Origin of the sequence: Planifilum fimeticola, assembly GCF_003001905.1 — a bacterium.
GTDB classification, from domain to species: domain Bacteria; phylum Bacillota; class Bacilli; order Thermoactinomycetales; family DSM-44946; genus Planifilum; species Planifilum fimeticola.
The window spans coordinates 36,312-48,455 of record NZ_PVNE01000029.1 but is presented as its reverse complement, the minus strand read 5'-3'; the positions used below and the strand labels follow the sequence as shown (position 1 = coordinate 48,455).

General features: G+C 59.6%; 10 protein-coding genes and 1 riboswitch. Of the genes, 6 read left to right on the top strand and 4 right to left on the bottom strand.

What is annotated here, in order from left to right; all coding sequences use genetic code 11:
• Nucleotides 1-92: 92 nt before the first annotated feature.
• Nucleotides 93-1,523 carry an FMN-binding glutamate synthase family protein gene (locus CLV97_RS15105; protein ID WP_106346357.1) on the bottom strand — a complete coding sequence of 477 codons (1,431 nt, stop codon included), beginning with the start codon at nt 1,521-1,523 and terminating at the stop codon, nt 93-95.
• A gap of 139 nt (nt 1,524-1,662) precedes the next feature.
• On the opposite strand from CLV97_RS15105, the gene CLV97_RS15100 reads away from it, so the two are divergent.
• Complete coding sequence (locus CLV97_RS15100) at nt 1,663-3,036, top strand: FMN-binding glutamate synthase family protein (protein WP_170070562.1); 1,374 nt, start codon at nt 1,663-1,665, stop codon at nt 3,034-3,036.
• 7 nt (nt 3,037-3,043) lie between these two features.
• Here CLV97_RS15100 and CLV97_RS15095 read toward each other — a convergent pair whose 3' ends face one another.
• From CLV97_RS15095 to thiC, 3 genes are all read right to left on the bottom strand, one after another.
• The gene (locus CLV97_RS15095) at nt 3,044-3,964 is read right to left on the bottom strand and encodes a DMT family transporter (RefSeq protein WP_170070561.1); all 921 of its coding nucleotides are present in this window, start codon (nt 3,962-3,964) and stop codon (nt 3,044-3,046) included.
• 165 nt (nt 3,965-4,129) lie between these two features.
• On the bottom strand, nt 4,130-4,813 hold the full coding sequence (locus CLV97_RS15090; RefSeq protein ID WP_106346364.1) for a TerC family protein: 684 nt from the start codon (nt 4,811-4,813) through the stop codon (nt 4,130-4,132).
• Nucleotides 4,814-5,154: 341 nt separating this feature from the next.
• A complete protein-coding gene (gene thiC / locus CLV97_RS15085; protein ID WP_106346354.1) occupies nt 5,155-6,903 on the bottom strand; it encodes a phosphomethylpyrimidine synthase ThiC in 1,749 nt (582 codons plus the stop codon).
• Between the two features lie 249 nt (nt 6,904-7,152).
• Nucleotides 7,153-7,265, bottom strand: a riboswitch (TPP riboswitch).
• Nucleotides 7,266-7,502: 237 nt separating this feature from the next.
• On the opposite strand from thiC, the gene CLV97_RS15080 reads away from it, so the two are divergent.
• The 5 genes from CLV97_RS15080 to CLV97_RS15060 all read left to right on the top strand — a co-directional run bounded on the left by CLV97_RS15080 (nt 7,503) and on the right by CLV97_RS15060 (nt 12,128).
• Nucleotides 7,503-8,333: an ABC transporter ATP-binding protein gene (locus tag CLV97_RS15080; protein ID WP_106346353.1), complete on the top strand. Its 831-nt coding sequence runs from the start codon at nt 7,503-7,505 to the stop codon at nt 8,331-8,333.
• Between the two features lie 172 nt (nt 8,334-8,505).
• Nucleotides 8,506-9,312 carry a DeoR/GlpR family DNA-binding transcription regulator gene (locus tag CLV97_RS15075; RefSeq protein ID WP_342749808.1) on the top strand — a complete coding sequence of 269 codons (807 nt, stop codon included), beginning with the start codon at nt 8,506-8,508 and terminating at the stop codon, nt 9,310-9,312.
• A gap of 15 nt (nt 9,313-9,327) precedes the next feature.
• Nucleotides 9,328-10,296 (top strand): 1-phosphofructokinase, encoded by a 969-nt coding sequence (gene pfkB / locus CLV97_RS15070; RefSeq protein ID WP_106346351.1) that lies wholly within the window; start codon nt 9,328-9,330, stop codon nt 10,294-10,296.
• 1 nt (nt 10,297) lies between these two features.
• Nucleotides 10,298-11,686 (top strand): PTS fructose transporter subunit IIC, encoded by a 1,389-nt coding sequence (locus CLV97_RS15065; protein ID WP_106346350.1) that lies wholly within the window; start codon nt 10,298-10,300, stop codon nt 11,684-11,686.
• Nucleotides 11,673-12,128 (top strand): PTS sugar transporter subunit IIA, encoded by a 456-nt coding sequence (locus CLV97_RS15060; protein ID WP_106346349.1) that lies wholly within the window; start codon nt 11,673-11,675, stop codon nt 12,126-12,128. The genes CLV97_RS15065 and CLV97_RS15060 overlap by 14 nt, the downstream gene beginning before the upstream one ends.
• The last annotated feature ends 16 nt before the right edge of the window (nt 12,129-12,144 follow it).

Below are 12,144 nucleotides of genomic sequence, written 5' to 3'. Positions count from 1 at the left end.
AACGAAAATCATTTCGATCACCTATGAATCCATTCGACCATGAGGTAACATTTTCCTTCGGAATTTCCCGATCTAAGTTAGTCGACGGGGCACTAGATGGAACGGTGCAAGGCTTTTTCCCCGTGGGACCGGACAGGATCCTCCCTCCCGTAGGCCAGGGGAACGCCGGTCAGACGGGCGGTTTCCGGGTCGAGGGCGACGAGGTCCTCGCGGTTTATGTCGGAGATGGCTTTTTTTCCAAGGCAGATGACCGCCAGTTTCATCTCTTCCACCGATGCCTTGAGCAGATTGGCGACGTATTGGGAGGACATTTCCACGTCAAACCGCTCGGCGACCGATCCGCCGGACCAGATCAGCTGAGTCAGGGGTTCCCAGGGGAGGACCTTCGTGATCTGGGTGTGAATCGCGGCCAACAGGGCGGCGGTTCCCAGGGCGACGGCATCGGCCCCGAGAGCGAGGGCCTTCAGATAGTCCCCGGGGGTATACAGCCCGCCGGAGGCGATCAGGCTGACTCGTTGCCTGGCACGGCGCTTTTCCAGGTGTTCAACGGCGCGGCACAGCCCCCGGATGGTCGGCAGGCCGAAATCATCCTGGAGGATGGTGGCCGTTTCCCCCGTTCCCGCCTGGGCGCCGTCGATGGTGATCACATCGACCCCCGCATCAAGGGCCCGGTCGATATCCTCCTCCACCCGGGAGGGGAGGATCTTCACCCCGATCGGTACGCCGCCGGTTTCGATCCGCAGCTTTTCCACCAACTCCGCCCAGTCGTCGGGATGTTCCACCCCCGGAACGCGGGAGCGAATCCGCGCCTCTTCATCCGGATTCAATCCCATCAGATGGCGCAGGCGTTTGGTGAGCCGCCGCGAGGGGATCACCTGGGAAGAACCGGCGTCTCCTCCCCCGCCCACGGCGATTTCCACCATGTCCGCCTGTTTCAGTTCCTCCGATGTTTTGGCCCAGGGAGCGCGACTGTATTGCAGGATCAGTTTGTCGGCCGCTTTGCGCTCTTCCGGAAGCAGCGGTCCCTGTCCGGTGTTGGTCGCGGTTCCGGCCAGGGAGGCTCCTTTGGCCAGGGCGATTTTGACGGGTTCCGTCAGGGGAACACCCGCCCCCATGCCGCTGATCAATAACGGAATCTCCAGCCGCAAGGGCCGTTTCGCCTGCGGGCCGATCACCGTCCGGGTGTCCACCTTGTGGGTTTCGCGGGTGGTGAGGGTGGCCAGTTGGGCTGGCAGGAAGATCAATCCCTCAAAACCGGCCAATTTTTTGGGAGTGCCCAGGGGACGGGACAAAATTTCCCCGTATTCCGCCCGCAGACCTCCTTCGGCGATCTTCAGGGGTTTGAACCGGCGGACAGAGGAGACGAATTCCCACATGTTTTTCGCGTAGGATTCGGTGAGGAGCAGGCGGAGGACGAACCCCGTCACTCCTTTGAGGATCGGCCGGTACAGGAAAACCAGAAAGACTCCGGCGGCCAGGGCGACGAGAAGCGCGGCGAGCAGGGCCGAAACAAACACATCCATGCTTTCTCCGTCCTTTTTTGGTCTCTGGCTGTTTCGATCCTAGTTTTTCGCTTTTTGCGGGAAAAGATGAATTCCTCAAGTTTTTTCGGGGGAAGGGGATGATAAAGGGGAAGAAAAGGTGGGGATGGGAGGGATGGAGGTGACCTTCGTCTGGATGACGGCGGGCGTCGCCGCCGCCGCTTTGATCGTTGCCGCGGCCGTCCTGCTTCTGGTCCGGCCGACCATCGAAAAACTGGTGGACACGGGGTTGGCCCTGACGGAAACGGAGACCTACTACAGAAACATCATGACGATGGTTTCCCTCTTCCAGCGCATCGATCCCCAAATCCTGGTGGAGAACAGCCTGAGGGCCGACAGCGGAAAAATCCTGAAGCGTCCCTTGGGAAGCCCCAAGAAATTCCCCCATTTTGAAGGAATCATGTTTCTTCCCTGCCAGATGGACCGGCTGCCCCTGAAGGATGCGGAAAAGGTGGATACCCGGACGGTGATCGGTCCGAGGGCCAGGCGACCGCTGGAGCTTAAGATCCCGCTCATCATAAGCGGGATGGCGTACGGTTTGGCCTTGTCCGAAAAGGTGAAGTTGGCCTTGGTCAAGGCGGCCAACATGGCAGGGACGGCCGCCAACTCCGGCGAAGGTCCCGTTCTCCCCGAGGAGCTCCGGGAGGCGAACAAGTACATCATCCAGTACAGCCGGGCCGACTGGGCCAAAGATCCCGAGATCCTGAAACAGGCGGACATGATCGAGATCCACATCGGGCAGGGCTCATCGGCGGGGGCGCCCAGTCAGGTTCCCGCCAAGCACCTGCGGGGAAAGGCGGCCCGGCTGATGGGGGTGGCGCCCGACGGGGAAGCGGAGATCCGCTCCCGGTTTCCGGGGGTGTCCCGGAAGGGCGATTGGCGCCGGTTGGTCCAGGAGCTGCGCTCCCTCACCAAGGGGGTTCCCATCGGGATGAAACTGGCCATCGGCCGCGTGGAGGAGGACTTGGACATCGCTTTGTACGCCGGGGTGGACTTCATCACGCTGGACGGGGCCCAAGCGGCCACCAAGGGAACTCCACCCATCCTCCAGGATGATGTCGGGCTGCCGACGGTGATCGGCTTGTGCCGTGCGGTGGAGTATCTGGAGAAACGGAAGAAGCGGGACCGGGTGAGCCTGATCGTCTCCGGCGGGATTCACACGCCCGGGGAGTGCCTCAAGGCCTTGGCCTTGGGGGCGGATGCGGTCGCCCTCGGCTCTCCCCTCCTGTTCGCCTCCAGCCATACTCAGGGTTCCCAAAAGGTGTTGCCCTGGGAACCGCCGACCGAATTGGCCTTTTACACCGGGGAAAAGAAAGAGCTGTACGATCCGGATGAGGGGGCCGTCTTCGCCGCCCGGTTCCTGCGGTCGACGGTGGAGGAGATGAAGCTGGCCGCCGCCGCCCTGGGCAAAACCTCTTTGCAGGAGGTGGGGAGGGAGGATCTGGTCGCCCTCGATCCCGTCTCGGCGCAAATTACGGGATTGCCGCTCATGTGAACGCTGGTCAGCCTCTTATTCCGGGGCGTTTTTTCCCGTGGTCCCGGGATTTTTTCGATTCCTCCGAGCGCTGAACCAGTGCGATCCCCGTCAGCACGAGGATGCATCCGGCGACCGTCTCCCAGGTGATCGGTTCGTTCATCTGAAGCCAGTCGAACAGCAGGGCGAAGACGGGGACGAGCAGCACGGAGACGGCGGTCTTTCCGGCCGGAAGGCGGGAGAGGGTGTAAAACCACGCGAAAAAGCTGAAGGCCGAGGCCAAGATCCCGGTAAATAGGATGAGGGCAATCAATTCCGGCGTCCACCGCTCCGGAAGCGGAGACGGTTCGAAGAGGAGGGTCAATAGGAACAAACCGACGGCCCCGAAAAACATCTGAATTCCCGTGACCGCCAACATGTCGTACTTGGAAAACCGGGCTTTGGTCAGCACATTGCTGGCGGCCCAGGAGATGGAGCCCAGGAGAACCAGAAAGGCGCCGGACAGATCCTGGCCCGAAGCCGCCGAGGGGCCGGCGATCAGGGCGAGCCCTCCCAGGCCGGCCGCCAAACCCGCTCCCTTTTGAACCGTCAAGGGTTCACCCAGGAACCGATGGGCGAGGAGCATCGTCCACATGGGCATCGTGTAGGCGATCAGCGCGGCGGTTCCTGCCGACACGTCCCGCATGCCGACCATCCAGAAGGAAAAGGTGGCGGTGGTCATTAAGAGCCCCAGCAGGATCAGGGCGGGCAGGTCCTTGACGGCGACGGTCGCGTTTTTTTTCAGCAAGATAAGTCCGATGAGGATGAGGGAGCCGAGGCCGAAGCGAAAAACGGAAAATGAAAAGGGGCCCATGTAATGGAGTCCGAGCTTTTGGGCCACCCACGTATATCCCCAGATGACTGTCACCGCAAGGAGCATCAGATACGATCCCTTGTTTTTCGCGGTCATGGGCGGACATCCTTTCCGACGTTTTGAAAAAGACGGAAACATTCGGAGAGGGGTGTTCCCGCAGTTTCGCCCTATTCCTTTGGCGAAACAAGGGAACACCCCTCGCTTGATTCATCTGAAGAATACGGCGCTATTGAGCTTGTACAAGGGATGAAAATCTATGCGTCAAGCCGCGTCTTCGGTTGCGGCCGACTTCCGGTTTTTCATGGATCCTGCGGCCAGGACGCCGGCGATGATCAGGACGATGATTCCCCATTTCAACAGAGGTTCATCCATCCATTGCTGAAGCAGTTTTTCGTCGGTGATCATCTTGGCGGAGGTCCAAGCGAGCACTCCCCCGCCGAGATATATGATGACCGGAAAGCGGTCGACCAGTTTGATGAACAGCCTGCTTCCCCACACGATGATCGGCACGCTGATCAAAAGGCCCAGGATGACCAGAATGAAATTCCCGTGGGCCGCGCCGGCGACCGCCAGTACGTTGTCGAGGCTCATCACCGTGTCGGCGATGATGATGGTGCGGATGGCCGATCCGAGGGTGGTACCGGCCTGAACCGAGTCGTGCTCTCCCTTTTTCTCCACGAGAAGTTTATAGGCGATCCAGATGAGGAGTATGCCGCCGATCAGCAGAAGGCCGGGGATTTTCAAAATCCAGACGACGAAGATGGTTGCGAGGGAACGGACGGCGATTGCCCCTGCTGTTCCCCAGAGGATGGCCTGCTTCTGTTGTTGCTTCGGCAGGTTCCGGGCGGCCATTCCAATGACGATCGCATTGTCCCCTGCCAGGACCAGATCGATGATGACGATGGAGAAGAGTGCGATGAGAAAATCCAACGAGAACCATTCCATTTGACCATAACACTCCTTTTGATTCGGCGGATTGACCCGGATCCACAAAATAAATAAAGACCTTCACTACCAAGAGTAAAGGTCTTGCCAACAACGGGTTTCCGTTGCCAACAAAGCCGGGGACAAAGGTCCCGAACTGACGACTTTGTTTGTACGGCTACTCCCCTTAGAAATTATGACATTGTCATCCTTTACTATCATATTATGAAAGGGACGATAGATCTGTCAAGACATTTTTTTTCGGGCATGCGCTGGAAAGGTCGAAAGTTCCGTGAGAAATTCCTTTAACGGAAGCAGGGCGGGGCTCGGAGGTGCCCCGCCCCAAAAGGGAACCTTTTTCGTCAACGGTAAAGGCGGGCTCCCGTTTCGCGGAACTCTTTGGCCTTTTCCTTCAAGCCGGTTTCCACGGCTTCTTCGAGGGTGAGCCCCTTTTTCGCGGCGTATTCCCGGAGGTCCTGCGAGATGCGCATGCTGCAGAACTTGGGGCCGCACATGGAGCAGAAGTGGGCGGTTTTCGCCGGTTCCGCCGGCAGGGTTTCATCGTGATAGGCCCTGGCTCTTTCCGGATCGAGGGACAGATTGAATTGGTCCGTCCAGCGGAATTCAAAACGGGCTTTGGACAAGGCGTCGTCGCGAAGCTGGGCGCCGGGATGCCCCTTGGCCAGATCCGCGGCATGAGCGGCGATTTTGTAGGCGATGACCCCTTCCTTCACATCTTCCTTGTTGGGCAGCCCGAGGTGTTCCTTCGGCGTGACGTAACAGAGCATGGCGGTGCCGTACCAGCCGATCATCGCCGCGCCGATGGCGGAGGTGATGTGGTCGTAACCCGGGGCGATGTCCGTGGTGAGGGGGCCGAGGGTGTAGAAGGGCGCTTCGTGGCAGATTTTTTGCTGAATCTCCACATTTTCCCGGATTTTGTGCATCGGAATGTGGCCGGGGCCCTCGACCATCACCTGCACGTCATGTTCCCAGGCGATCTTCGTCAACTCGCCGAGGGTTTTCAGTTCGGCAAACTGCGCTTCGTCGTTGGCGTCGGCGATGGAACCGGGCCTCAGCCCGTCCCCAAGGGAGACGGCGATGTCGTATGTCCGCAGGATTTCGCAGATTTCCCGGAAATGGGTATAAAGGAAATTTTCCTGGTGGTGCGCCAGACACCAGGCGGCCATGATGGACCCGCCCCGGGAGACGATTCCGGTCACCCGGTTGGCGGTCAGGGGGATGTACCGGAGCAGGACGCCGGCGTGGATGGTGAAGTAATCCACGCCCTGTTCCGCCTGTTCGATCAGGGTGTCCCGATAAACTTCCCAGGTCAGCTCCTCCGGTTTGCCGTCCACCTTTTCCAGAGCCTGATAAATGGGGACGGTCCCCACGGGCACCGGAGAGTTGCGGATGATCCACTCCCGGGTGGTGTGGATGTTTTTGCCCGTCGACAGATCCATGACGGTGTCGGCGCCCCAGAAGGTGGCCCACCGCATTTTTTCCACTTCTTCCTCGATGGAGGAGGAGACGGCGGAGTTGCCGATGTTGGCGTTGATCTTGACGAGGAAATTTTTGCCGATAATCATCGGTTCGCTTTCGGGGTGGTTGATGTTGGCCGGAATGATTGCCCGTCCCCGGGCCACCTCCTCCCGGACAAATTCGGGGCTGACGTTCTCCCGGATGGCCACGAATTCCATCTCCGGCGTGATGATCCCCCGGCGGGCGTAATGCATCTGCGTCACCGCCCGTCCCGGCTTGGCGCGGAGCGGGCGACGCTTGAGTCCGGGGTACGGTTGAGAGGGACTTACGGACTTCGAAGAATACCCGTCGTCAATCGGTTGCGGTTGCCTTCCCTCGTATTCCTCCACATCCCCGCGCATTTCGATCCACCGGCGCCGAAGGGGGGGAAGCCCCTTCCGGACATCGGTCTCCACTTCCGGGTCGGTCCAGGGACCGCTGGTGTCGTACACGCGGACCGGGGGATTTTCCCTTTCGCCGAACCGGCCGGTGGTGGGGGAAAGCCGGATTTCACGCATGGGGACGCGGATGTCCGGCCGGGACCCCTGGACGTACACCTTCTTGCTCGCCGGGAAGCTGAATTCTCTGGCCATACCTTCTCCTCCTTCTGCTTGAATGGTTTGAGCGCACACCAACGGAAGGGGCTTGAAAGCCGGATGCTCCTTCCCAGAGGGGAGAAGGCGGTCCATCGGGTTTGGTTCCGAAGGAAAAAGGGTCGATTTTTTTGTTCTTAAAAGAACGGAAACCGCGTCGTGTCCCGCGAAGCAAAGGTCAATAAAAAACCGCATACCCGCAGGGTATACGGCGGCGGAACCCGCATCTCGCCCCTGAACAGGGGGTGCGAGTCCCCTTGGCTCCATCCCTACGCTGGCATTACCCAGATCAGGTTAAACGGTCGGCGGCAGATCTCCCGCCCTCTCAGCCTGGCTTTCCCCAAGCTCCCGTTGATATGCAGTTGCTCGCTTCGAAGGTAACATATTCTCCGCGCAGGGTCAATCGGCCAAAACCTCCTCTATCGACCATAAAAAAATTGAAAGCGCGAAAAAGAGATTTAACAGTGCGAATTTTGGACAAATGCGGAGAAAGACGGCTTTATCCGATGAATCAAGAGATTGGAAAAGCCCCTTCTTTCTGTCCGGGTTTTCGGGTATGCTTAAAGATAGGTGTATCGGAATGAAAGGATGGAAATTCCTTGCGGATTGAGTGGTCTCATCTCAACAAAGTCTATACCTCCCAAAACCGTCCCCGGGCACGCCGGATCGGACTTCTCGATTTTACCGCCGCCGCGAGGAAAGGCATCACTGCGGTTCTCGGCCCCGAAGGTTCCGGGAAAAGCACGCTGTTGCAGCTGACGGCCGGACTTCTGGTTCCTGACGACGGGCGAATCACCTACCAGGTGACGGAAGGGGAGACCGTGATCTGGTCCAAGGGGCGCGCGGCCGCCGTGGGAACCTCCGCCCTGGGAAGTCTGAAATCCCGGATTACATACATCCCGCCCATGCGCCGGATGAACAAGTCCATCTCTTTAGAAAAGTATCTGTTGTACCATGCCCAGCTCGGCCAAATGCCCTACCCGAGGAGGCGCGTCGCCGAGCTGATCGCCGAATGGGGATTGGCCGCCGTCCGGCGCGTCCCCCTCTCCGCCATTCCGGGGGAGATGATGAAGCGGGTGATGCTGGTCGAGATGTTGCTCCGGGATCCTTTGATCGCGCTGTTGGACGAACCCACGGCGGGACTGGACCAATGGGGAAAAAGGCTTCTCTGGCGGGAGTTGCGCCGTCTTGCGCCTCACCGGATCATCCTGATCGCCACCCGGGATCTCCGATGGGCGGAATGCGCAGACGATCTGCTGTTGATGGAGTCGGGTTCCTGTCGCCGGTTGGGACCCAAAAAATTGTTGACCGCCAACGTGCCGGAGGGGACGGTGGCTGCTTGGTACGAAATGATGCAGACTTTTTCCAATCATCGTTCCCGTCCCCGTCGGGGGACCTTTATCGCCGATCGACGGGAAAAGGGGTACTGATCGGATCGCTTCCTCAACGCGGAAGACCCGGCTTCAAGGGGCATGAAGAAAAACATTCCGACCTTGACCATGAGTTCAACAAACCAGCACAACCCGTGCTGGTTTTTCTTTGGAAAAATAAAACCAAATGACCACGGATTCAAACAAATTTCAATTGAAACGATCATAAACAATCAAATATAATCAAAGTAGGTCATCCTGGAGGGGGGGAGGATATATTTTCGCTGAGGAACGGCAGAGGCGCATGATGGAGTACATCTACGAGCGCAAGCGAGCCACCGTGGCGGAATTGAGCGAAGTCTTCCGGGTGTCCGAAGCGACGGTTCGGCGGGATCTGAAGGAATTGGAGGAGGCCAATCGGATCCGGCGAACCCACGGGGGAGCCATTCCCCGGGAGCGGGTGGGTTTCGAACCCAGCATCCAGGAGAAAAAGGATCAGTTCGCCAAGGAAAAACAGCGCATCGCTGAAAAAGCCGTCGAACTGATCCGGGACGGGGAAACGATCCTGCTGGATTCGGGAACCACCACCCATCAACTGGCCCGAATGCTCGGCCGGTTTTCCCGTCTGACCGTCGTGACGAATTCCAACAGCATCCTTCAGGAATTGCAGGGGATGGAGCATCTGGAGCTGATCAGCACCGGCGGCATGGTGCGCCGGGGAATCGAGTCGATGGTGGGGCCGATTGCGGAACAAACCCTGGGAATGATCAAGGTGGACAAAACGTTTTTGGGAACCAACGCCCTGGACCCGGAGGAGGGAATCAGCACGCCCCACCTGTTGGAAGCCCAGGTGAAGAAAGCGATGATTCGCGCGGCGAAGGAAGTGATTCTGCTCTGCGACCGCAGCAAGATCAACCGGGTTTCCTTCGCCAAGGTGGCTCCGCTGTCCTCGGTGAATGTTCTGATCACGGACCAGAAGGCGCCCTCTGATATTCTCGAGCGGATCCAGGAACAGCATGTCCAAGTCATTCGCGCGTGAAAAGGAGTCGGCAGCATGTGCAAAATTGTAACCGTTACCCTCAATCCCGCCGTGGACAAGACGATCCACCTTCCCCGGCTCCGGCCGGGAGATCTGAACCGGGCGGGGCGAGTGCGTCGGGATCCCGGCGGAAAAGGAATCAACGTAGCCCGCGCCCTGAAGCAGTGGGGTGAAAACCCCCTGGCCATCGGATGGGCGGGAGGGTACCCCGGCCGGTGGATCCTGGAGCGGTTGGAGGAATGGGGGATTGAACATCGCTTCGTCGAATTGGAGGCGGAAACCCGAACCAACCTGAAGATCGTCGAGGAAGAGGCCGATCGGGTAACGGACATCAACGAGCCGGGAAATCCCATCGACGAGGAGGCGATCAAGCGCTTTTTGAAGGTGTACGACGCCGCGATAGAGCGGGCGGAGATCGCGGTGTTGTCCGGAAGCCTTCCTCCGGGAGTTCCGTCGGACTTTTACGGAACCTTGATCGACCGGGCCAAGCGCCGCGCGGTGAAGGTGTATCTGGACGCCGACGGGGCTGCCCTGAGCGAAGGAATCCGGCGCGGCCCCTATGCGGTCAAGCCCAATCTGGCGGAGTTGGAGAGGCATGTCGGCCGTCCCCTGAACGATGAGGACGATCGGTTTATGGCGGCGAAAGGGCTGCTGGATCGGGGGGTTCGACTGGTCGCCCTGTCGATGGGGGGCGAGGGAGCGTGGTTTTTCACCGACGGAAAGGCCATCCGGGCCCAGGCCCCCCGGGTGTCGGTCTCCAGTACGGTGGGAGCGGGGGATGCGATGGTGGCGGCGCTGGTGATGGGGCAGCTGCGGAAGTGGCCCCTGGACGAGGTGATCCGCTTTGTCGTGGCCGCCGCATCCGCCGCGGCCTCCAAAGAGGGAACCCAGTTCGCCACCCTGGAGGAAACCCGTTCACTTATGGATCAAGTGAAGTTGTCCTGTCGGTCGATGATCTCCTGCTTAGGGGAAAGGGGGCAGTGAAATGAAAAAATTGGTGGCTGTCACCGGTTGCCCGACCGGAATCGCCCATACCTACATGGCCGCGGAGTCCCTTTCGCGGGCGGCGGAGAAGCTGGGGGTCAGCATCAAGGTGGAAACCCGGGGGGCATCCGGTGTGGAAAACCGGCTGACCCAAGAGGAGATCCGGGAAGCTCACGCCGTGATCCTCTCGTCGGACGTCGATGCGGAGGAGGACCGTTTTCAGGGAAAAACCGTAATCCGCTCCTCCCTGGGGGATGCGATCAAAAACGCGGAGCGCCTGATCGAAGAAGCCCTGTCCAAGCCGTCCTCCTCCTACGAAGAACAGGTGAAGGCCGTGAAACAGGAGCGCGAGCAAAAGCGGAGCGGTCCCTACAAACATCTGATGAACGGCGTTTCCTTTATGATCCCCCTGGTGGTGGCGGGAGGGCTGATCATTGCGCTGTCCTTTACCTTCGGCATCCATGCCGCGGAGGTGGAAGGGTCCCTTGCCGCCAATTTGATGAAGATCGGCGGGGAGAGCGCCTTCGCCCTGATGGTGCCGGTTCTCGCGGGATTTATCGCCTATTCCATCGCAGACAAGGCGGGATTGGCGCCGGGGCTGGTCGGAGGAATGCTGGCGTCCAGTACCGGTTCCGGTTTTCTGGGAGGAATTGTCGCCGGATTTTTGGCGGGATATGTGGCAAAGTGGATGAAGGAGAAGATTCGTCTTCCAAAATCCCTGGAAGGATTGAAGCCGATCCTTCTGATCCCCTTTCTGGCCACCCTCATCGTGGGCCTGCTGATGATCTACGTCATCGGAGCGCCGGTAAAGGGCGTGATGGATTCCCTGACGGCATGGCTTCAATCCCTGGGCACGGCCAATGCGGCCCTGATGGGCCTTTTGCTCGGGGCGATGATGGCCTTTGATATGGGAGGACCGGTAAACAAGGCGGCTTACACCTTCGGCGTCGGCCTCTTGGGGAATGAGATCTACGGCCCGATGGCCGCGGTGATGGCCGCCGGGATGACGCCTCCCCTGGGCTTGTGGCTGGCCACCCGGATCGCCCGTCGGAAGTTCACCTGGGAGGAGCGGGAAGCCGGTAAGGCGGCGGGAATTCTCGGGTTGTCCTTTATCACGGAGGGGGCGATTCCCTTTGCGGCGGCGGATCCTTTACGGGTCATCCCCTCCATCGTCGTCGGATCCGCCGTCACCGGAGCGCTGGCGATGGGGCTCGGATGTACCCTGCGCGCTCCGCACGGCGGGATCTTCGTGTTGCCCATCCCGCACGCGGTGGGGAATCTCGCGGGCTTCCTACTGGCCATCGCCGCGGGTACGGTGGTGACGGCCCTTCTCGTCTCCCTGCTGAAGAAAAATGTTGTCGCACAGGAGGTTGGAGATGGAGATCAATGACCTGATCCGATCGGAATGGATACGGCTGGACATGGAAGGTGAATCGAGGGAGCAAGTGATTCGCGCCTTGGCCGGGATCCTGGACGGAAGCGGGATCTTGAGCGACATGGAGCAGTATCTGGCGGACGTCTTCGACAGGGAAAAGATGGGGTCGACCGCGATCGGCTTCGGTGTGGCCATTCCCCACGGCAAATCCGCGGGGGTGAAAGAGCCGGCCGTCGCCTTCGCCCGCCTGTCGCGGCCGATTCGCTGGGAACCGGAAAAGGATGAACAGGCGCGGTTGGTCTTTTTGATCGCCGTTCCCAAGGAAAAGGAAGGAAATGAACATTTGCAGATCCTGGCGGCCCTTTCCCGAAAGCTGATCGACGAATCGTTCCGTCAGCGGCTGATGGAGCTTTCTTCCCCGGAAGAAGTGGTTCAGGCGTTGCAAAACGGATCGTAACCCCGTAACATTCAGT